Origin of the sequence: Prevotella scopos JCM 17725 (assembly GCF_018127785.1) — a bacterium.
GTDB classification, from domain to species: domain Bacteria; phylum Bacteroidota; class Bacteroidia; order Bacteroidales; family Bacteroidaceae; genus Prevotella; species Prevotella scopos.
This window is the reverse complement of sequence record NZ_CP072389.1, coordinates 51,658-74,242: the sequence shown is the minus strand read 5'-3', so window position 1 is coordinate 74,242 and position 22,585 is coordinate 51,658. Positions and strand designations below refer to the sequence as shown.

General features: G+C 41.8%; 14 protein-coding genes. 5 read left to right on the top strand and 9 right to left on the bottom strand.

Annotated features, from left to right (window positions below):
* Positions 1-83 precede the first annotated feature (83 nt).
* The 4 genes from J4856_RS00275 to J4856_RS00260 form a co-directional block, all read right to left on the bottom strand.
* Positions 84-1,931 carry a hypothetical protein gene (locus J4856_RS00275; RefSeq protein WP_025839918.1) on the bottom strand — a complete coding sequence of 616 codons (1,848 nt, stop codon included), beginning with the start codon at positions 1,929-1,931 and terminating at the stop codon, positions 84-86.
* A gap of 121 nt (positions 1,932-2,052) precedes the next feature.
* On the bottom strand, positions 2,053-2,244 hold the full coding sequence (locus J4856_RS00270; protein ID WP_025839919.1) for a hypothetical protein: 192 nt from the start codon (positions 2,242-2,244) through the stop codon (positions 2,053-2,055).
* Positions 2,245-2,556: 312 nt separating this feature from the next.
* A complete protein-coding gene (locus J4856_RS00265) occupies positions 2,557-4,512 on the bottom strand; it encodes a hypothetical protein (RefSeq protein WP_143150374.1) in 1,956 nt (651 codons plus the stop codon).
* Between the two features lie 14 nt (positions 4,513-4,526).
* The gene (locus J4856_RS00260) at positions 4,527-4,715 is read right to left on the bottom strand and encodes a hypothetical protein (protein WP_143150375.1); all 189 of its coding nucleotides are present in this window, start codon (positions 4,713-4,715) and stop codon (positions 4,527-4,529) included.
* Between the two features lie 471 nt (positions 4,716-5,186).
* On the opposite strand from J4856_RS00260, the gene J4856_RS00255 reads away from it, so the two are divergent.
* A complete protein-coding gene (locus J4856_RS00255) occupies positions 5,187-6,848 on the top strand; it encodes an IS1182 family transposase (RefSeq protein ID WP_065367651.1) in 1,662 nt (553 codons plus the stop codon).
* Positions 6,849-7,016: 168 nt separating this feature from the next.
* Here the strand turns inward: J4856_RS00255 and J4856_RS00250 are convergent, their stop codons facing one another.
* Genes J4856_RS00250 through J4856_RS00230 form a run of 5 tightly spaced genes read right to left on the bottom strand, consistent with a single transcriptional unit; the run spans position 7,017 to position 15,016 of the window.
* Positions 7,017-8,009, bottom strand: coding sequence for a discoidin domain-containing protein (locus tag J4856_RS00250; protein ID WP_025839087.1), 993 nt, complete (start codon positions 8,007-8,009; stop codon positions 7,017-7,019).
* A gap of 19 nt (positions 8,010-8,028) precedes the next feature.
* Positions 8,029-9,189, bottom strand: coding sequence for a DUF1735 and LamG domain-containing protein (locus J4856_RS00245; RefSeq protein WP_025839088.1), 1,161 nt, complete (start codon positions 9,187-9,189; stop codon positions 8,029-8,031).
* Between the two features lie 16 nt (positions 9,190-9,205).
* On the bottom strand, positions 9,206-10,297 hold the full coding sequence (locus J4856_RS00240) for a glycoside hydrolase family 18 (RefSeq protein WP_025839089.1): 1,092 nt from the start codon (positions 10,295-10,297) through the stop codon (positions 9,206-9,208).
* A gap of 35 nt (positions 10,298-10,332) precedes the next feature.
* The gene (locus J4856_RS00235; protein ID WP_025839090.1) at positions 10,333-11,883 is read right to left on the bottom strand and encodes a RagB/SusD family nutrient uptake outer membrane protein; all 1,551 of its coding nucleotides are present in this window, start codon (positions 11,881-11,883) and stop codon (positions 10,333-10,335) included.
* A 31-nt stretch (positions 11,884-11,914) separates the two neighbouring features.
* On the bottom strand, positions 11,915-15,016 hold the full coding sequence (locus tag J4856_RS00230; protein ID WP_065367978.1) for a SusC/RagA family TonB-linked outer membrane protein: 3,102 nt from the start codon (positions 15,014-15,016) through the stop codon (positions 11,915-11,917).
* A gap of 1,417 nt (positions 15,017-16,433) precedes the next feature.
* On the opposite strand from J4856_RS00230, the gene J4856_RS00225 reads away from it, so the two are divergent.
* The 4 genes from J4856_RS00225 to J4856_RS00210 all read left to right on the top strand — a co-directional run bounded on the left by J4856_RS00225 (position 16,434) and on the right by J4856_RS00210 (position 22,492).
* Complete coding sequence (locus tag J4856_RS00225) at positions 16,434-16,613, top strand: hypothetical protein (protein WP_025839097.1); 180 nt, start codon at positions 16,434-16,436, stop codon at positions 16,611-16,613.
* Between the two features lie 34 nt (positions 16,614-16,647).
* Positions 16,648-19,470, top strand: coding sequence for a fimbrillin family protein (locus J4856_RS00220; protein WP_065367977.1), 2,823 nt, complete (start codon positions 16,648-16,650; stop codon positions 19,468-19,470).
* A 788-nt stretch (positions 19,471-20,258) separates the two neighbouring features.
* Complete coding sequence (locus J4856_RS00215) at positions 20,259-20,483, top strand: hypothetical protein (RefSeq protein WP_025839099.1); 225 nt, start codon at positions 20,259-20,261, stop codon at positions 20,481-20,483.
* A gap of 110 nt (positions 20,484-20,593) precedes the next feature.
* On the top strand, positions 20,594-22,492 hold the full coding sequence (locus J4856_RS00210) for a hypothetical protein (protein ID WP_234967289.1): 1,899 nt from the start codon (positions 20,594-20,596) through the stop codon (positions 22,490-22,492).
* Positions 22,493-22,585: the final 93 nt, after the last annotated feature.

The window sequence follows — 22,585 nt, the reverse complement described above, 5'->3', positions numbered from 1 at the left end:
CAACCTCGTACTGCCTTAAAACAGCAAGAAATCATAATGACCGATTCTTATTTATATAATCCGAACGTTATCGGATAAAGAAATTAATAATCCTGTACCAAACGGATCGCACAACCCTGATTTGGATCTGTCGTGTTATAGAACTCGGTGAAAATAGCTTTAGGTGTAATTTTAACATGACGCATTGAATTTCCTCTACGTGAGGAAGTCGCATAATTAGCATGTGTACCCCATTGTTCTAACTTGTTGGAACCACTCGCTCTATAAGCTGAGAATGGGATAAACACGGCACCACTATTTCTAATTTTGTCAAATGATGTTTCGTTAGAATCTGTGTTTGACCAATGACCAAAATTACTAAAACTTGTAAACAATGCCTTAGCTTCTGCAACCGTCATATTATCAGGGAAAATAAGTACGCCACGCAACCATACATCATCATCACCACGCTGTTCCGATATTGCTTTAATATGACATTTTGCCCATTTAGCAGCTTTTACGCCAGATTCTCTCCATACTCGATTATTATTTGGCAAACCGGGATTGAGCTGATCAGGCATAAGATACGCCCACTCGTCTGAAGTCATGACACGTGTTTCTTTGTTTCCAACTTTCAACTTATGACCATAGTCTTGCTGATTTGCTACTTGATCACTTGTGGCAGAAAAACTACTATTGAGCAATGTTGGATTGTCGAGAGTTCCCCATGATAGCAAGTCAAAAAGTCGATACTTTTCAGGAGAAACATATTTGTTACCCCCCACCTGTATCATGTCAATATAGGTATCTCCTTTTTTTCTGGAAGTTGTTGGAATTGCCATCTCCCACTGCTTTGGTGCTAATTGATAGTAACCTGGCTGTATAGTACGTGTAGCAGAGACTTTAAGTGCAACATTCTTCTTCCATCTGATGAGAGAATTTGCCTTGAGGTTTCTTGTATTCAAGTCGTATGTGTAGGTTGCGATAGGCATAACATACTGCACATTACCATTGGTAATAGCTACCTGCTTGGTGTCACTTACAGAGAATCTTGCCTTAGACCCTTTATAATAAACAAATGACTTGCTTGCATCATAGTTGCGTGTCTGTGGCTTTTCTTTAACTACACTCGTATATGAACCAGCATAATAGCCATCGAAAGATGGAGCTACGTTACCAGGAACAAAGGTCACATAAAAGTCAGTCTTACCATTAAAGAAGATGTTCTCTTCTGGGTCAGCCACTGTACCAACCTCAGAAACACCTATTACGGTTCCGTTTGCCAAGTTAACTTTTGCAGAGCGATAGACACCCTTACCACGAAGACCTACCTTTGTTATTGAAGTGCGGTCGTTGGCAGAAATAGCAAAGTGAGCTACAGCAAAAACGTTTGACAATTTAACGCCTTCTGCCACAGTTGCCTTTCCATTAGAAACGCTAACCTTAGCCTCACCTGTCAATACGCAGTTACGCTTTAAGTCAGCAAGGTTACCCGTCTGGCTTGTAAGATCGATATTGATAGAACCAGCATTAGCCTCCTCGTCGCTGATTTTTCTGTCAGCACTACCATCGGCGGTCTTACCAATATAGAAGAAACGATACTTTGTACCAGTTGTCAAACCACTCGCTGGTACTTCTCCCTCAAACTCACCACTGCGGTCGTTATTTTTTGTTGACTTTAATGTAAGCTTGCTCGCTACCTTCTTACCCGCACTATTGGTTGACACAAACAATAGTTGGTCACCTGTCTCCCACTTCCATGGGCTAGTTGAAGCATCAGCCTCAGAAAGTACAGCTCTTGACTCAGGAGCGTCCTCATCAGTTCCTGCAGAAACTGTAAGCGTTACCATTGGCTCTTTCTCTGCTGTATATTCGCTATCATCAGAAGAGCAAGATGTCGCAAAAAGTGATATTACCATGCAAATAGCAGGTAAAAGAATTCTTTTTTTCATTCTTTTTATCTTTAATTCTTATTAAAACTCTTAAGTTAATTATTCTTTCACATAAACGACCAAAACAGATTTAGCCGCATTTGTAATAATTCATAAATGTAACCGATACTAACAGCTTCGATTAATCACCCTGCCCTGTGTTCCAAGGGTCGCTTGAATTATTCTTTAAATCCTCATTGTCTGCGTCACTAGTCACACTTGCACAAATCATTGATTCAGCCTCGATGCTATATGTTGAGCACCATGGTTTCAAATAGGCTTGCTTCTTGCCTATTACAAAAGCTTCTACTGTCGTTAATACATTTCTTTTCATAACTATTTTAAAAATTGATTTTATCTTGAATGCTTAAAATTGATAACAGATACCAACTAAATAATACGTTTTTTATCCCTATTGCTTTAATTTCGGTGCAAAGTTAATAAAAATTGTCACAACAATTTCATATTTCATTGTTTTTAACTTTTTATTTAATCTTCTGCGAGCGTTATCTATAGTTAAAATCACATCAATCAAACCATTCACAAACAATAATTCCCACCATGTCAGGATTGAATCCAGCATGGCGGGAACCTTGTTTATAGTGGTTAAGAAGTAAATCGATTATTCCGTAGCCATCAGTTGCAGTTAATGCTTACGGCCGTTGACATCAATAATATTGCTGAAGGCTGCGAACTTGGCGGCATCAATTGGTTGCGTCTCATCATTATTTTCTGCTCCAACATATACGGGGCGGATATTGCTTCCTTGGTCTTTTGATGGCACAGCGATATTCATTTTGAATGCAGCACCAAAGAACACACCATGTGGAATGGAGTAAGTTGTACTTTGCGATGTATAGTACTGTCCATAGAATCCGCTGTTATAGGCAACATGGCGGAACTCTACAGAAGCACTGTTTATTGGACGACGTCCACCAATGGGGAGGAATAAACCTTGATTCGCCAGAACAAGTCCCGTCACATCTTGATATTTCCATATCTTTCTTCCCGTTGGGAATTTTGGTGCCGTACCACTAAACTTTGTATCACTGAAGTAAGCTCCATAGATTTTATTACCCTTATCGGTGTAACAATAAGCAGGAATGCTGGTGTTTGCCGAGAATAACGCATTAAAATCTGCATCTGAAGGATACTGATAGTGGTAATGCTTTTGCCCATGTTCGGTGTAATACCTTACGATGTCACCATGAGTAGCTTCTGCTCTGTTGCTCGTCTCGTTGACATGTACCAATCCACCTCTATTCTTATAGTATTTACCTGCCATGTCGAAGTTCGTACCTTGGAGGTAATAAACGCCATTAAACTTCAGTGCATCCTGAATGACCCCCCACTGGAAGAGGTCTACATCTTCCTCCGTCTGTGTGAATCTACCAATGTGATCGTCAATAAACCAGTTTTGCGAACCTAATCCATCATATTTTATATCCTGATTATCGGCTTTATTAACACTCGTTGGATTCTCACCATAGCTGCTTATCCACCATTGTGCTGGTGCGATACCCCAATACTCAGCTGAGCCAGTATTATAATGTATGAAGTTACCCGTTGCCCACTTCACATTATTTACTTCAACGTATGGTTGTGGTACAACCTTCTCAACAGTGATGACAGTACGATAGTCATAATCGGTCTCAAACTTCTTGGTAGCTGTCTTTGTAAAGGCACCCTGTTGCGTGTAGAGCGTTATAGTAAACTTTGTCTCAGCATTCTCAGCTAACAGTGCTACCCATACATAGCCATTAGTAAGTTGTAATTTCGTCTTGTCTTTATTGGCAATCGTAATTGCATATTCTTTCTCATCATTCGTACCGACAAATTCTCCGTTGCTGAGGTCAAGAACATCATACGAGCGCAGCCCATTGATTTTCACACTATCGATATCTGCAATCTCACCACTACTACTGGGGTCGCCAGTGACCTTAAACTTCAATCCCCAGATGGCTATCTTACGCTTTAGACTTGGCTTTAGCTTGATGTCCTCCTTATCAACAGGAACTGTCTTTAGTACATCAGTACCCCAATTAAAGTCGAACTTTTTGTCAATGCTCTCTAATGTACCATCCTGTTTCTTTAAATCAAGTGACACAAAGTTTGTTATTGTTGATGATTGGTCATGATAAGAAATCGTCACACCTTGATTACTTTCTGAAGTTATGATATTACTTACCAGACCGATAGAACCTTCTTCCAGACCACTACCCGGATAGAAGAAAGTAAAGATATCACCTTTCTTCACCTTGTTATGACTTTTCACCTTTCCACGATAGGTAGTTTGCTTGGTACCATCACCATTCGTCTCAACCAAACTATAGGTTGTTTGTTTGCTACCATTATTATCTGAGAGATTATAAACGAAGAGTTTGTCATTCTTAGCCCACTTAGAAATGACATTGTTATCGTCATCAAGTATCAGCTGACGCGTATCCGGACCAGCACCTCGATTGTTATCAACTGTAACAACGAGGTTGTTGACATATCCATCAACCTCTGAAACAAGTGCATTGTTCTCATTATCACTACATGCTGCAAACCCTATCATGGTCATCAAACCACAAAGGGATAATAAATCATACCTTTTCATCTTCGCTTGTCTATTTAAGATTCTTCATTCCATTTTTCATCCTCAATTCTGTCATTATATTCAAAAGGGTTTGGCTTTGCTTTTTGATCCTCTCCGCCATGGTGTGGACTATCTTTGCCAAGTCCGCTACTGCCAGCTAGCAAAGGAAATTCAATACAAGTTGTGAAGATCGCACAGGTTGGTCGTTTGTAAAATTTATCCATAAGTGACATTGTTAGCAGATATACATTAGAGCTAGCCTTTTTGGGTTAGGAAGGCTAGTGAATGTTTATCTGTGGTTTATATTTGTAACAATTAAACGTTTTTACCTTATAATCCTATTGTACAGTTAAAGATTAAGATAGTAATCTAGGTTTTTATTCTTAACGCTCGTAAAAATAGGTATAAGATCCTTTCGTGTCAAGTGATGAGATACTAAAAAATGTTAGGGGTAAAAAACTAATACATGAAAGTTTAGTTGACGAGTCTGGGGTTGACGAGTTGACTAGTTATATGTGGCAATAAACACAGCAAACGAAAGTAATCATAATGATGAATTAGGATAGGTACAAAAAAAGAGGGTGTGTCAAAATGTACACATCCTCTTTTTTATGCACAAAGCCCCGACTTTCTCAAGCCAGGGCTTTGCTATTTCCTAAAGTTTTTGTACCTTTAGGCATTAAAAAAATCTCATTATGACAAAGATACACTTTCGTTCTTACATACACAAGAAAATGATTCTTTTTCCTCAAAGAATCGATAAGGATATCGCAGAAGATGCCCCTGTTCGTCTTTTAGACGCCTTGGTGGATAATCTTATGTTGGATAATGTCTACAAACTTTATAAGCCCAGTGGTCGCAAGCCTTATCATCCACAAATGATGCTTAAGGTGATTCTTTACGCCTATATGAATAATATCTATTCCTGCCGTCGTATAGAGTCACTTCTCAAGCGTGACATTCATTTCATCTATCTGGCAGGATATGAGCAGCCTGATTTTATTACCATCAATCGTTTTCGTAATCGTGTGAAAAAGGAAATCAACAATATATTCACACAAGTCGTATTAGTACTTGCAGCCAAAGGTTTGATAAGTCTTGACGTTGAATATATTGACGGCACAAAAATAGAATCGAAAGCTAACAAGTATACCTTCGTTTGGAAGAGAACCGTGGAAAAGAACCGCACCAAGTTGCAGGAACAAATACGCACACTCTTGCTTCAGGTTGACGATGTCATTGCGCAGGATAATGCCGCTAAGAAAGAAGGTATTGAGTTCACTGCAGCTCTGCTTGATGAGATATCCGAGGAATTGAACAAGTCTTTGGAATCAATCCCTAAACCTAAGACAAAAGAAGAGAAGCAGGCTGTTAGAACCAAGAAAAAACAGCTTAAAGAACTTGAGAAGAAACGTAATAAACTCCAGGAGTATGACCAACACCTTGAGATTATGGGAGAGAGAAACTCCTACAGCAAGACCGACCCTGATGCCACGTTTATGCACATGAAGGAGGACGCTATGCGGAACGGACAGACTAAGCCTGGATATAATCTGCAGATAGCAACGGAGAACCAGTTTATCACCGACTTTGCACTCTATGCCAATCGTACCGATACACTCACACTACCTTCTTTCTTGGAGTCTTTCAAATCACGCTATCATCGTTATGCCAAGACAGTCGTAGCCGATTCAGGGTATGGCTCCGAGGAGAATTATCTGTTCATGGACGTACATAATATGGAAGCCTATGTGAAGTATAACTACTTCCATAAAGAGCAGCGTCCACGCTACACACCTAACCCATTCAGTCCCGCAAGCCTTTATTATAATAAGGAACAGGATTTCTACGTCTGCCCTATGGGACAGCACATGAGGCGTATAGGTATGAAGCGTTCCCTAACCTCTAATGGATTCGTTACTTACAGCGTACGTTATCAGGCAGAACACTGTGATGGTTGTCCGTTGAGAGGCTCATGTTTTAAGGCAAGAGGGAACAGAATTATAGAAGTAAACCACCAACTACAGCACTATAAACAAAAGGCACGGGAACTACTGACCTCGGAAGAAGGCATCAAGCATCGAGGACGAAGGTGCATAGAACCTGAAGCTGTTTTTGGACAAACAAAATATAATAAAGCCTACAAGAGGTTTAGGCATTTTGGGAAAGACAAGGTCAACATGGACTTTGCATTCTTTGCCATTGCCTTTAACATAGGAAAAATGTGCAGAAAAACTAATCTCAAGGAACTAAAAGCCATTATGGAGGTACTTTTAGTCACCTTCAGATGCTCTATACAAGTTTATATAGGCTATTTAAAGACCAATAAATCATTTTATATGAAATTAGCAGCATAGCTATAGTAAATAATGATTTATATGGTAGACAAGGTAAAGGGGGGGGGTAAAAAGAGGATGTGTCCATTTTGACACACCCTCTTTTTATATTTATTTTATGAAGTGTCAACTCATTTACAAATAACTTGTAAACTCGTCAACCAGTCAACTTGTCAACCAACAAAAGTCCTACTCGTAAGCATACATTTCGCCAATCAAATAGCGAGGATATTTTTCAGTGCTGAAACTTTCGAGTACCTTAACCTTAACATACTTACAGGTTACAGGACTATTGAAGACAACTGGGAATGGCGTATTGTCATCGTAGGTTGCAGAAGCAGAAGCAGTACCCATGTTAACCCATGTCTTACCATCTTCGCTCGTGTAAACAGCTACCTTCTTAACACCATAGCCATAGCTTGTGTAGTTGCAAAGGATACCAACACCTGACACTGTCTTTGTGCTCTTGAATTCCATTACGAACTCAGGCTCGTAAAATACATATGAATATATGTAGCTATTATTATTGCCATCGTTCAACTTTGTTGCATCTGAATTAGTGTTAGGGGATGACATTGTATAATCGGTCAATGCAATCTGCTTAGCTGTGTTAAGCGTACCAGAGGCGTTGATGTTATCAAAGGTGAAGTCGGTTGCAACTACAATCTTAGTGTTTGTCTTTGCTGTTTCAGCCCCATCAACACTCTTGATGACAACAGAGGTCACACCATTCTTCAACATCGTAAGATTCTTAAGCGCATCACCATTCACCAATTTAACAACAACTGGCTCGGTAGTCTCTTGCTGACCCTTTGCGATTGAAACGGTTGTCTTGCTAAGGCTGATAGCTTCTGTGCTCATCACCTCTTCACCACTGCGTGCTGTAACACCATCAGATGAAGCAGCCAAAGTAACCGTAACATCCTTCTCAGCTGGAGCAGAGAGTCGCACATAGAACAATGCGCTATCGCCTGATAAGGTAATGGCTGTAGATGACTTCACACCTGCGAGCGTCAGCTTATTACCATCGCTGCTACCTGTGTAGAGGTAAGCCTTAGCTGAGTAGTTCTCTTCTGCAGTAGGATAGAGCGTGCTACCAACTTCTGGTTCGCTCTGACAAGATGCCAGTGTGGCAGCAACCAAAGAGGCTGCCAGCACTGACTTGAATAGGTTTATTTTCATATTTGCGATTTCTTTTGACTTATTTACCATCGATTCTTACGTTCTGCTCCCAGGTTGGAACAGCCACACACTTACCGGTGTTGCCGTGACCTGTTGCATCGTTGAAGGTATCACCCTGACCCTCGTTACACTTCCAATAGCCTTCCAATCCAGTGCTTGATGGGTCACAAGCATACATATTATTGAGAATCTGAGCCTGTGTGCGTGCTACTGTCCAGAAACGAAGTTCGCTCACCTTCACGTCAGCTCTCAAGTAATCGGTGTTACCGAAGTTGATTCGGTTGCTGAGATTAGTATTCTTACCAGGGAGGTCCATTGAATTATCAAGTACACCATTCACATAGAGGTAGAGCTTTGTACCTGTGCAAACGAATGCGAGGTGGTACCACTTGTTAGCCTCAAAGAGCTGCTTACTATTCATCTGTGTACCCTGAGTCTTAATCTGCAAGCGGTTACCCTCGATAGGAGCATCACCGAAGCGAGTATAAATCTCACCACCATCGTTACCCCATGCACCGAAGAGTGTCTGGTTGTTAAGTTCGCCAAGACCCTTACCGAGTCTGCTCATGTTCACGTTCATCTCTACAGTCCACTGTGAAAGGTCATAGGTATTACGCATTGTGAAGTGGATGTTGTGTGATGCGTTGATGATTGGCACAGCCTGATAAACAACCTGATCGAGGATGTAAACCATTGTACTACCAGCGTTCAGCACGTCATACTTACCATCCTTACTCTTCAGACGAAGGGCAACAGCATACTTCTGACCACTATCCTTCAACGCCTGTGTGAGTGGGTTGATGGTCAGTGTCAACTCAGAAGAGATAGACTTACCAGCCTCAATGGTCACCTCGTTTGATGACAAGCTGTAAAGACTTGCAGGCAGTGCCTTGTAAGAGGTTTCGTTACGCTGGTTGTACTCAGCGAGAGCTGTTGTGTCAGCAACTACCTCGAAGGTATAGTCCTGTGTAGCGAGGTCAGAGAGACGCACGTTCACAGAAGAAGTGACAGCAGACGTACCGATAGTAATCTTCTCACTTGAGTTACCATTGGTATTGGTCTGTAAGATGAAAGCCTTGTTTGTGAGTGGAGCGTATTCTGCATTCTCACAAGAAGCCATCAATGTCAGGGAGGCAATAGCGAGTCCTCCGATGAAAAGCTTTGAAATATTGTATTTCATAATTTGAATGTCTTGATTATTGGATTGATGGATTCATAATCTGAATAGCCTTACGCAAGAATGGATAGTTGCCGGCTTGTCCAGACACGCTGTATTCGTATTCCATGTGGTAGGTACCAACACCACCCTTACGATAGGTCTTACCATTGTAAACAGGGTTCCAGTAAGCCATACCCAAGAGTGAAGGAATGGTTGTGCCGTTGCCCAACTGGAAGTTAACACCACCCTTACCAGCATAGCTCTCAAAGTTCTCGCAGACGATAATCTTCTTTGCCACCTGCTCAGGCGTGAGATACTGCTGGAAGTGAGTAGCCTGTGCTTCGAAACGGCTGTTCAAACCACTGTTGCCTGTACTGCCATACGCCTGCAGGATGAAGTAGTTAAAGTATTCGCCATACTCTGCAGCCATAGCGTCTGGCTCACCATCGATAACGAACATCTTATCAGTACCTGACTTCGGACCGATGCGCTTGCCCATTGTCTTTACGAAAGCTTCCATCACCTTAGCGTTCTGCCAAAGTTCCTTATCGGTCTGGAAAGGCTGAGCATATGAAGGTTCAGCATCGAGGTCGAAACCATCATAACCATACTTAGCGATAGTGTCGCAGATAGCGTTAGCATACTTTTCAGTAGCTGCAATCTGTGAAGCCTCATCATTGCCCCAACCCCAGAACTTATGACGCCACTCTTTCCAAGTGAGGTTTTTGTCGGTATTGGTTGGAGTAATCTGGTCACCAATGTCAAATACAAGGCAACTGATGAGTACCTTCGTACCCTTTGTCTTCTGAACAAAGCGAAGGTCCTTCAACATTGCCTCAGTTGGGTTCTTCCAGTTTCCCCAGAGAGAAACGAAGTCAGTACTGTCAGGGAGACCTGCCAATGAGTTCTCATAAGTTACGCCTGTACCCGTCCAGTTACCAAACCAACCGAAAGCTACAGGGTGGTCAGTCTTCTTATAGTTACGAAGTTGAGCATAGTAAGCCTCTGACTTATTTGAGTGTGTGAGGTCAGCACCGTCCTTTGCCTCAGTTTCAGTCCAGTCGCTGCAAGCTGTGAAAGCTGTTGCAGCGCAGGCTGAGAGTAAGAATATCTTTATTAAATTCTTCATTTTAATCGAATGTTTATTGTATAATAGCTATCTTATTAACGCTGCCACCACATCTTGGTAGCATAGTCGTCATTACCATTCAACATCTGAACAGCCTTAAGGTAGTTTACCTTGTTATTGGTAGCCTCATCGATATCGAATGGGATACGATTGGCAACCTGGATGCTGTAGTCTGTTGACTGTGCCAGAGGGAACACCTTTGGATAACCTGTACGACGGATATCACACCAGCCTTCCTGTCCGTTAGGGAACATTGCAATCCACTTCTGAGTAATCAGACGCTCCATCTTCTGTTCTTCAGTTGCTGAGTCGTCCCACTTGATGGTGATGGTACTAACAGCACTTACATTCCCACCATAGTCACTGATTGGGTCCTCATAATTCTTCTCGGTTGATGTGTTATCAGCCAAGTAGGTTGTTGCATCACCAGCACCCCACTGCTCGAAGGAGAGTTTCACACCTTCCTCATAGAGGCTCTTTGCGGTACCACCCATGTTGCTCCATCCTGCCAAAGCACCCTCAGCACGACAGAAAGCCATCTCTGAAGCAGTGAGCCATACGCCCTTGCTGTCCTGCTTGATGTTAGCAGCTGAGTAAGCCTTACCAGCGGTAGTCTTGTTACCAATCTTAGCAGCGGCACGACAACCGATTACCGGACGAATACCACCCTCTACTGGGGTAAAGAACTTCGTCAGACGTGGGTCATTATAACCTGTGAGGAAGCTCTCGAGGTCGGCACAAGCACGGCTATCGCCCCACTCTACAGAGGTCTTATACTGTCCGTTTGGTGTATAAGCAATAGCGCAGTTGTCTTCATTGCTTGTAATCACACCATCCTGCACAGCCTGCTCACCTAACTGCTTAGCCAGTGTAGGCTCAACAAAGCGGATGCGGATAGCAATACGGAGCTTCAAAGAGTTAGCATACTTCAACCAGTTAGCCAACTTACCCTGATAAACCTTGTCATGCTCCTCTGAAATAGCAACATTTGCGTTTGCTGCAACGAGAGGTTTGATAATCTCTGTAGCCTTGTTGAGGTCAGCGATAAGGCTCTTGTAAACATCTTCCTGTGAAGAGTAAGCATTACCATCGTTTGCATCAGCACCGATAGGAAGTGGTCCGTACATATCGGTCAGACGCATGAACGACTGTGCACGGAGAATCAAAGCCCAAGCATAAACGGGTCCTTCGCCCTTTGTCACACGCGCAATCTCCTTGAAAGCTGAAACAGTCTTTGGCATAGAATCCTTGAAAGGATAGCGTACCCAACCATTAGGAGCATTCAGACGAGCGAAGTTCTTCTCAGCGAAACCATTGTTGGCGTAAGTCATGTAACGGCCCAAGTAGTTACCGATAAGGTCTTGGTTCATCTGGTAAGTATTCTCCTGCTCAGGGAAAGCTTGGTCCTCCATCTGTACGATGAAGGAAGAGGTAAGATAGTTGTCACGATTCAGGTCTTCAGCAGAAGCACCTGTTCCTGGACGGTTTGCCTCCTGAAAACCATCTGTACAAGATGGCATTGAGATTAACACTGCACTTGCGAATGTGCAGGCAGTGATGGCTTTATATATATTAATCTTTTTCATTTATATATCAATTAAATGAGTGGTTAATTGTTTAGAATTTCAGCTTCACGTTGAAACCAAGTGTACGAAGGCTTGGCTGCATGAGGTAGTCAAAGCCCTGATAGTAGGTACCTGTTGATGCTGTTGCCTCTGGATCAAATGGTGCCTTGTTGTAAAGCATGAGGAGGTTGTTAGCTGTCAAACCGAGTGAAAGCTCCATACCGCCTAACATCTTACGTGGGAAGGTGTAAGCGAGGTGTGCCTCCTGGATACGTGCGTTGGTTGCACTGTAGATATACTCTGACCAGATTGGGTTATCACCACCTACTACAGCGTAGTACTTCTCAGCTGATACCAAACCATTGTTTACAGCAATACCGCCCTTGTCGCGTGCATCAGCAGATACCTTTGATACACCGTAAGCATCCATCAACGCCTGTGTCTGTGACATTACGATACCGCCAAAGCGTGCTGTAACAACGAAACCGAAGTTGAAGCCCTTCCAAGAGAAGTCGTTAGAGAAACCAATGTTACCCTTTGGAAGTACTGAACCACGATAAGATGGGTTGGTAAGGTTCACCTGTGATACGTTACCATCCTTGATAGCAACGTTGCCTTCAGCGTCACGCTTGAAGTCGCTGGTCATATAGAGGTCGCCCATCGTACCACCCTTCTTAAGGATGATGTTAGCACCACTCAAACCACCTTGATTGATAACCTCGTTAGGATCGTCGAGCAACTCAACAATCTTGTTGCGGTTAGCACTGTAAGTGAAGCTTGTGTTCCATCCGAAGTCGCCCCATGTGTGGCCATAACCCAATGAAAGCTCAATACCACGGTTTCTTACGTTACCTGTCTGTACATATTCAGCAGAGAATCCCTGACCACCTGTGATAGGACGGAGGAAGGTCTGGTTGCGGGTGTTAGACTGATAGAGTGTAACATCCAATGTCAAGGCATTGTTGAAGAAACGAGTTGTCAAACCAGCCTCCCAAGAGTTGGTACGCTCTGGACGGAAGTTTGATGGGAACTTATAAGTTACGGTGCTATAAGTACCTGACGCTGGGTTATACTGATAACGCCATGGTGAGGTGATGTTTGGAGAGATAGCAGAACCTACTGATGCCCATGAGCCACGCACCTTCATGTAGCTAATCCATGATGGGAGTTTTGCCATCTGTGAGATAACTGCTGACATACCCACTGATGGATAGAAGAAGGAAACATTGTCGGTGCCATCCAAAGCTGAGTCCCAGTCGTTACGACCTGTAACGGTCATAAACAGCATACTGCGCCAGCCCAACTCAACGTTAGCGAAGAGTGAGTTGATCTTATGTGCGTTGTCAGCGAAGATTGGACGGTTGTCAGCGGTTGCTGTACCATAATCAATAGCGTTTGGAGTAAACAAGTTAGAAGGTGCCTTCAAACCACCTTGGAAACCTGTTACGTTATACTTGTTACGAGTGAATGAACCACCAAGGTTGGCTGATACTGAGAAGTCATTCAATGTCTTGTTGATATTGAACATCAAGTCACCATAGAGTGAACGATCATTCACCTTGTCATAACCATAGAAACCATAGTTTGAGTGAGCAAAGAGGTTGGTTGTTGAAGCGTAACGCTTGTCCTCCTGCTTTGTAGCAGCATCGTCCCAACGCAAACGACCCACAACGTCCATCCAGTCGAAAATCTTATACTTCAGACTTGCACTTACCATGTAACGGCTGCGGTTGTTAGAACGTACCATGCGCTTTGCTACCCAATATGGGTTCTGCATACTCAAAGCGTCACCGAAGTTCCAGTTCTGAAGATAGATACCTCTTGAAACATCGAAGAGCTCGAACGTACGAACAGCGTCGAAGCTCTCACCACGTGGGAAGAGATAGACAGCAGTCAATGGGTTGAAGTACTGACCCTGTGCGGTCAAGTTCTTATCATGCTCCTTGATGTAATTGAAGTTGAAGTCGAAGGTCATCTTGTCGTGCAAGAACGATGTTGTGTTACGGAAAGCAAAGTTGTAACGATCGTACTTGTTGTTAGGGATAATACCCTTTGCATTTGTCGTACCTACTGAGATGTAGGTCTGGTTCTTGTCAGTACCTGCGGTCAAAGCAACGTTGTTCTGAACGTTCGTACCTGTATTGAAGAAGTCCTTTGGCTCATAGTTACCATAGACTGATGGAGTCTTTGCACCCCATGACTTCACCTCGCCAGCACGGTTTACATATGAGTTCTGGAACTCTGGCATGATGAATGGGTTAGCAAACTGTGAACTGTTACTTACAGTCACACTTACCTTACCCTCCTTACCCTTCTTCGTGGTAATCATGATGACACCCTGCGCAGCAGCTGAACCATAGAGGGCAGCAGCAGCAGGACCACTGAGGACGCTGATTGACTCGATATCCTCTGGGTTGATATCGGCAATACCTTCTGAACCCGGCTGTGAACTGAAGGCACCACCTGAAATCTCACCCTGACTGGTGTTGTTGATTGGCACACCGTCGATTACATACAAAGCCTGATTGCTACGGGTAATAGACTTAGGACCACGCATCACAACGCGGGCTGCACCACCCATACCGGCTGATGAAGCATTGATGTTTACACCAGCTACCTTACCTGAGAGTGAGTTCATGAAGTTAGGGTTCTTAACCGTTGTGAGGTTCTCACCGCCTACCTTCTGAACGTTATAGCTCAAAGCCTTCTCTGAACGCTTGATACCCAAAGCAGTTACCACAACTTCCTCAATCTGATGAGCCTCAGCCTTCAACGTGATGTGCAAAGGTGCGTCACCTGTTACCTTCACCTCCTCGGTGTTCATACCGATATAGCTGATAATCAATGTAGCACCCTTAGCCGCCATGATCTCAAACTTACCATCGAGGTCGGTTGTTGTACCATTCTGCGAGTCTTTCACACGAATAGTAGCACCGATAACAGGGTCTCCGGCATTATCAACGATTGTTCCTGTAACTTTTACGTTACCACTTGATTGTTGTGTTTCTAATACCTTTGCGGTATTTGCCTTTGTTGCTGTAACAACTGCGTTCTTGCCAAAATTATCAGCCTTTACGACATGACTGCTGGCAAAAGCGCCCAAACTACAGCAAGATAGGAAAACACTTACTGGTAGGATCTTTCCTTTTCTCATTAGTTATTTTATAATTTGGTTATAATCTTATTCTCGACTTTTTGTACACCTTATATTATAAAGCTGCTTTCAAAAAGTTACCCATAATCTTTAAAGTCGATTTACGTTTTTTTTTTGATTGTTCATGCAAAGATAACATCTGATTTACGCATATTACTTACATATTAACCTAATTTTAACTATAATAAACATATTTACTTTGTTTTTTACAGATATTACAACCCATTAAGGCTTCGATTTACTTAATCCACAACCACTTTAGGCTTCGGTAATTATTGTCATCCAGCGCCTTTTAGTGCACCGAGTGAGCAAAATTAATTCGATTAATTTATATGTTAATTAATGATATACTATAATGTAAGAAAAATGGAGAGAAGCCGGCGTGCATTCCTCCATCATTCATATATCGTACCGAGAACGAGCCCTTCGATACCTTTGACCACTGCAACTCAAATGTTCGGAACACTCTGTTCGGAACAGCGCCTTTAGTACCATTGTCACCCACCAATCCTTTTCAACAGCGTAGTCCGGTATATGTTCCTTTTCTGCGGTAGCCTGCAACATTGCCTTGCGCTCGGCAAGAGAGTAAGAGAGCCAATTATTCATTGTCTATTTCGTTTTTCAGTTCCACAAACAACCGCTTTATCCACAGTGGAGGCAGGTTGATGTTTCCTTCCCATTCCTCTTGCCGAATGATGGTACGCAATATCTCTTTGGTCCTGTTTCTCTCTGAATCAGTTGACGGGTTAACTAATTACTGATGATTGCCGTGATTGTTGCTACAAACAACTAGTCAACTCGTCAACCAAAAACTTGTTAACTAAATCCTTCTCCTTAACCATCCCCAGATATGGTGCATGCCCTCCGCACCAATTGTGCATGCCCTCCGCACCAATTGTGCTAAGCACCCGCACCAATTGTGCCAAGCACCCGCACCAATTGTGCCAAGCACCCGCACCACATGTGCCGAATATAACCACAACAGCGGTTGATGGTGAACATTCACAACATAGCATAAGGAAGACCTTAAAACCACTCTATCCCTTCAGCAGAACGAGGCTTGCACAGTTTTTACGACTTCTATCAATGTACAAAGAGGAGTTTATTCACTAGCGGTTCTTAACTATATAAACAACTAATCATAAAGCGTTCTTGTTACTACGTAACAAACAGCGATTGCTACTATTTTGCCAAAATAATGTTAAATAAACACTATAAAATCATAATAAACGAACCATTGTTTGTAATTTTGCAAAAAGTATTAATTTCAGGGTAAAAAAATGGATTACTCAGGACAACAAACTGGCGTTTTTGTCAAGTACTGAGAAAACATACATTACTTTTTTACCATATACGTTTATAGCAAAATTATTACGGCTAAGACACATTAAAAAAAGACAACAATAAAAGAACAACAATGGAAAGAAAGAAACTAAATTATCTTCGTCCGACTATTTCAGTATGCAATGTCATAGAAGAGAGTCTTATTTTAGCAGGAAGCCCCGACGTTAAACCAGGCGGAGGTGGCCAAGGAGGTATAAATGTTGTACCTGCAACTCCGGAGGTCGGCGAAAATGACGACGAGTTAATTGGATAATAAAATAATAGAAAAAAGAGAAGAATAAAGGATAATGAAAAAGACATTTTTCTATCATGCACTTTCTGCCTTGTTTATAGGTAGCATGGCATTCTCTGCTGTATCATGTGCAGATGATGATTTGGGAGATAACGCTAACAATGGCGATAATGGAGCTGTTGTACGCTTTAGCGTAAGTGATGCACAGGATGATGCACAAAGTCGTAGTGGCGCTTTGACACGCAGTGACATCAACCCTGAATTAACTGATAAGGACCTCAGTGGTCAAAAGTTAGACATACAAAGTACTGAGAACCTCAATGCTTGCCTGATTGAGACAACCATTGAGGGTGTTAACCCTGTGAAGATTGAGCCAAGTACGCGTGCTAATATTATCACCAGTAGCACTCTTGGCAATTTCTCGTCATCAGGTATTCGTAGTACTGTCGAAAATACAATTGGTACAAATTGGTTTGACAATAAATCTACCACAGCTCAGGGTGTTATTAGCCCTTCAATCCCTTGGTCATGGGAGCAGCGTTTCGCTCGCTTCTATGCTGTTTATCCAGAGAGTACAAATAGTAGCAATGGTATTACTGTTCTTTCTCAGCCAACAGCTACAAAACCACTAAGCATTGAATTTACTGTCAATAAAGACGTTACTCAGCAAGTAGATCTTATGACGGCTTGCTCTGGTAAGGTAGAATACAAAATTCACCATCAAGCACCAAGAACTGATCTTCAGTTCCGTCACGCTTTGACAGCTATCCGTTTTGCTGTTGGTCAGAACCTTTCGTTCAACAAGACGATTAAGGATATTACGCTTAAGAACGTATTGCTGAAGAGCAAATATACACTCTCTAACAACCTTGATGGCTCTGGTGCTGTATGGGACCACACTGGATATAGCCAACGTGGCGATGTAAAACAAAGCAACGTAAACTATAACACCAACGAGAACGCTAATAGTATCGTTAGAAACACAAGCAGGTTTAGCAATTCTAACGAAACTGACCTTACAAAGTTGGATGACAACTACACCTTCTATATGATTCCACAGGACCTTGATGGCAAAGTTTCTGCTGAGGTTCTCTTTACTGATGGTAGTAAAATTACCGTACCTCTCAAAGGCTCTTGGAAGGCAGGTACAACACGTACCTATAAGTTGAGCGAGAAGAATTCAACATGGAATTATATTCTCAATCCGATAAGTCCTGCTACTGCAGTTGCTTATAATGGCACACAGGCTAACTATAAGATTGAGAGCTATCGTGAGATTAAGATAAATGGTATTAGTACTAAACAGGCTGTTAAATGGAAAGTTGTCGAATATAGTGTAGATGGCGGAACGACATGGACTACTACCAAGCCATCATGGTTGAAGAGCCTTAGCAAGGAGCAAGGCGAAGGTGGAACTGAAGCAGAAGTATGTACAGCAACTTTAGGAACTGACATCGTTGACCTCGTTGCACAGCGCAACAAGGGACTTCAGGATGCGACACCATTGGGTACAGCTGCTACACCTTATAACCTCTCTAACAACACTGGTGCTGCAGCCGTACAGAACACAGCTAACTGCTATGTTATCTCTGCGCCTGGATATTACATGATTCCATTGGTATATGGTAATGCTATTAAGAATGGCCAGACCAACACAAGTGCATACAAAAGTACAGCTCCCAATACTTCTCTCACGTTTGGAAGCCCTAAAAAAAGTACGGATGTTATTCTCCATCATTTCGTAGATCATAACAGCCAGTATATAACAGACCCATGGATTGAAAAAACAAATGGTAAGGCGAACAATGGTGTCAATGGTGCAGAAGTTACTTGGTCTGATGAGAATAACCTTGTAACATTATTACCTGGTAGTCCTATCTATCACGATGCAAGCGGAAACGCTTATGTGAAGTTTGAAGTAAAGAAGGAGAATATTAAGAGTGGTAATGCTGTCATCTCTGTTAAGAAGGGAAATACTATTCTGTGGTCATGGCACTTGTGGTTTGCACCAAAGACTGCACTTGATGAGATTTCAGTTACGAACGCACAAAACAAGGTCTATAAGTTTACGAATGAAACTTTAGGATGGAAGCCTACTAAGTGGATAGCTACATCTTATTCTGCTCCACGTACTGTAAAGATAAAAATTGAGCAGACGATAGCTAACAATGGTACTAAGCAGTTTGGAGTGATTACCATTACACAGGATGCATATATTGAAAGAAGAGGTACAGCAACCTACTATCAGTGGGGACGTAACAATGCTTTCCCTGGTACAGATGCAACACTCCCACAGGGAAGTATTGTCAAGGGTGATAACCAGATTCATATGAACAATAAGATTCAGCACCCAAATTACTTCTTCACAACTAAGTTTTTGAGTGGAATCATTGATCCGTATGATGGCTTAACGAAATTCCATTACTTCTATAACCTTTGGTCAATGAATAATAACCGACGTGGAGATAACAATGCAGCAAACAACATCGAAGTTGTCAAGACCATTTATGACCCATGTCCAGTAGGCTTCAATGTTCCAACGAATGGTGCTTTCTCTGGTTTCACTACAAATGGAAGGAATGAGGGACCAATGAATGTAAATGGCACTAATGTCAATACAACATATGACTTAAACACTGGACATCTCTTCTGGACAAATAGTAGCAAAACAGAAACCATTTACTTCCCAGCAACAGGTTATAGACAGGCAACAGACGATAATATAGTTCAAGCAAACAGCTCTGGTAACTATTGGTCTGCTGACCCACAGGACTACAACAACGGTTGTTCAATGGGCTTCAACAATAGTATGGTCTTGCCACTTACCTTCAACATCCGTACCTACGGTCTCTCTGTTCGTCCAGTTGCTGAGAAATAATTACACTTTGATATAGCAGCAGCGTAAAGCTGTAGTTACTATACCTTGATTATCGGGCTGCATCAAAATAGGAGTCATCCTATCTTGATGCAGCCTTTCTCGTTTAGATGTAACACGCACATAAAACTGAAAAGGGCTCAGTAGGAAGAGGTGGGGGAAATTTCTATAACTGATATTTCCCGGCACCTTCATGATGTGGCTTTCAGCTCTGTACCGCCTTTTCTCTATGTGACAAATGATATTGCGAAACTTTCGTTATTCACTTCATTTTTGGAAGAGAAGAAGTTTATAACAATTAGCCGATTTCGTTTCGCCAGACAACGCATAAATCTTAGTTCCTGTCACTCCTATCATTTATGATAGTTGCTTTACTGGTTGTGTCTCAGCAAGATGCATGAAATGTTAAAAATGACAGCAACTTAAAATAAAACTTCTCTCGTATTTTATGCGATGATTTCTTTCTTATTTTGAAATACCTGTTATTCAAAAGCTTGAAAGTGCTTTTTATCAATATTCTTTATGTCCTATTCCCACACCCTCTTCCTACTGAACCCTGAAAAGAGGTGATATACATAGAGAAAGATATCCATCTCAACTACTTTTGCCAATAGAAAATTACACTACAAAACAAAAAATAAAAGCAAAATAACTAATTATCAAAAAAATTTACCTAACTTTGTAAAATCATTAATAATATACGATGGAAAGCAAGTCTGATTTCCTGCAGTGGGAGATGGACTTCAGCAATCTAATATTAAAGTATAAACATTATTTTAAACGACTTTACTATGAGGAAAAACTATTTAAAACCAGAGACAGAATCCTATTGCTTAAAAGTAGAAGGACCATTACTTGATTCAACAACAGTCCGTGCTAGCACAAGAGACCCCCAAGAAGGAGGCGACCCAACAGGACAGTCTAATCCATCTACACCTAGCCCATTCCCATCAAATGCTAAGAGGAGTATATGGAATGATGAAGAATCTGTTGAAGGAGAGGAACTGTTGTGGTAGTGACGACTACAAGACCTTTGAGTGAATTATTTTAACACACAAATGTTTAACCTATTATTACTTATTTCATGAAAAATCTTAGTAAAATCACAATTGCTGTTTGTGGGACCATGACGATACTCTTTTCTGCATGCCAGACAGATGAACTCACCAACAACGCTAATGATGAAAATAAGCCACATGTTTATCATGTCACAGCGTCAGCCAATCAGTCACAGGGAGCAGCACCATCACGTGCACTATCTGTTGACCCAGACAATGGGAGAAGACTGATATCAGAGTGGGCAGCGAATGATGGATTGGTAGCCTTTATCAATGGTGACGAAGGAACACTTGAGAAATATTCTATATTAACAGCCAAAAGCAGTGGTAAGGCATCTAGTTTTATGGGGGATATCATGACAAAACGACCTACGATATCAACCAATGATAACATTAGCTTCCTTTACCCAGCTGTTGCTTTAAAAGGAACTAAAAAGACAATCAACCCAGTTGAGAGAAGATTGATAGACGTAACCATAAAGAATACCACAACGAAGCTACTCTATTATGCGCCTAGCCCAAAGGTTCAGCAATATGTACACTTTAATCTTAGCCGCCAAGATGGAACTGCGACAACACTCGGTAGTAAATTTGATTATCAGTGTAAAAGCGCCCACCCACAAAGCGTGCAAGGAGATAAGTTTGATGTACAGGTTGGGACGTTAGAACGTATTGTTTCTTTTTGGGGTTTGCGCTTCACAGACGAGAACAACAATAAACTCTCAAATATAGACTCTGTCTATATCTCAAACATCAAGGCCTCAGGTGTGCTTGACATGACACAAAACAAGCTTGTCACTGATGATAAGTATGAGGAAAGCAGAAGTATTGCTGTTGTCCCTGAAGATGGGACAAAGTTCACCTCTGTCAATAACGAGTACACTTACATAGCTCTTTTGCCAGGTAGCTATACAGACATACACATCATGGTATATGCCAATGGTAAGAAATATGAAAAGGTTTATTCTAACTTAAATTTCACTGCAGATTACGTCTATCACACTGATATCCTTCACATGATACCAGTACACCCTAGACCATGGGTTGACGTGCAAGGCGTAAGATGGGCAACAGGTAACTTTATACACTATGGTGATGCCAATGGTGGATATTGGGGTATCGCACCAGCACAATGGTGGATATCACAGCGTGCTGTGACCTTAGATAAGAATAGAAATATTACCAATTATGATAAAGGTAATACTACGTCACAGTTTGCCAATGCACCAAAACAGATAAAAGAGGATGTTGACCTCTTCCGCTACGGACATATTAAAGAGGCATTGGATTTGACTAATGGAGATATCTTTAAGTATAGTGTTGCAGATAAGAAGCTTTGGTATCCTGTCAACAGGTATGGTTCATATACCGATTGGGATATGAATGGAACTGGCGCAACACGTGGTGACATTGCTTGGTATTATACAAAAGACAAACACCAGCGTTATCGTATGCCAACTCGTAGTGAGATTGATAAACTCTACAAGGAGGCACGTGCCATTCCTGCTTATTGCTACACGGATAAGGGTACTAAGGTTTATGGTGCTTACTTCACAACAAGTAAAACGGGTGGCTATCATCGTTTCCCTGCAAAACGTTTTGTGAACTCAATAGATAACTATACGAATGTGACAGCACTTGTGCAAGCTAACAAAGGATTGTTCTTGCCATATACAGGATTACGCCTTCCTAATCATGCGGAAGTGGGTATGCGTGATGTATCTTATAATCAAAACGCATACGGACAATACATGACCTCTGATGAGAGCCATGAAAGAAATGGTAAGTCTGGAAAAGAATCATACGATTTCTACTTTGGTGCTGCTGAATGGAATGCCAATAACTTAGCGCCTAAATCACAAGCTAAGGCTATCCGCCCTGTTTGGGATTCTGGTGATGGTTCCGATGATAATCCTACATTGGATGATGATTACGTTAACTTACGTAATTCGTTGGGCATCAAGTAAACGTCATGAAGTCCTGATAGAAGATAGAGGAACAACAAAGCATAGAAAACAGAAAAGGTGGTGATAGGAAATCCTACACCACCTTTATTTATA

Coding starts and splice junctions, on each gene's coding strand:
- J4856_RS00275 (WP_025839918.1), bottom strand. CDS start 1,931: ATGAAAAAAAGAATTCTTTTACCTGCTATTTGCATGGTAATATCACTT.
- J4856_RS00270 (WP_025839919.1), bottom strand. CDS start 2,244: ATGAAAAGAAATGTATTAACGACAGTAGAAGCTTTTGTAATAGGCAAG.
- J4856_RS00265 (WP_143150374.1), bottom strand. CDS start 4,512: ATGAAAAGGTATGATTTATTATCCCTTTGTGGTTTGATGACCATGATA.
- J4856_RS00260 (WP_143150375.1), bottom strand. CDS start 4,715: ATGGATAAATTTTACAAACGACCAACCTGTGCGATCTTCACAACTTGT.
- J4856_RS00255 (WP_065367651.1), top strand. CDS start 5,187: ATGACAAAGATACACTTTCGTTCTTACATACACAAGAAAATGATTCTT.
- J4856_RS00250 (WP_025839087.1), bottom strand. CDS start 8,009: ATGAAAATAAACCTATTCAAGTCAGTGCTGGCAGCCTCTTTGGTTGCT.
- J4856_RS00245 (WP_025839088.1), bottom strand. CDS start 9,189: ATGAAATACAATATTTCAAAGCTTTTCATCGGAGGACTCGCTATTGCC.
- J4856_RS00240 (WP_025839089.1), bottom strand. CDS start 10,297: ATGAAGAATTTAATAAAGATATTCTTACTCTCAGCCTGCGCTGCAACA.
- J4856_RS00235 (WP_025839090.1), bottom strand. CDS start 11,883: ATGAAAAAGATTAATATATATAAAGCCATCACTGCCTGCACATTCGCA.
- J4856_RS00230 (WP_065367978.1), bottom strand. CDS start 15,016: ATGAGAAAAGGAAAGATCCTACCAGTAAGTGTTTTCCTATCTTGCTGT.
- J4856_RS00225 (WP_025839097.1), top strand. CDS start 16,434: ATGGAAAGAAAGAAACTAAATTATCTTCGTCCGACTATTTCAGTATGC.
- J4856_RS00220 (WP_065367977.1), top strand. CDS start 16,648: ATGAAAAAGACATTTTTCTATCATGCACTTTCTGCCTTGTTTATAGGT.
- J4856_RS00215 (WP_025839099.1), top strand. CDS start 20,259: ATGAGGAAAAACTATTTAAAACCAGAGACAGAATCCTATTGCTTAAAA.
- J4856_RS00210 (WP_234967289.1), top strand. CDS start 20,594: ATGACGATACTCTTTTCTGCATGCCAGACAGATGAACTCACCAACAAC.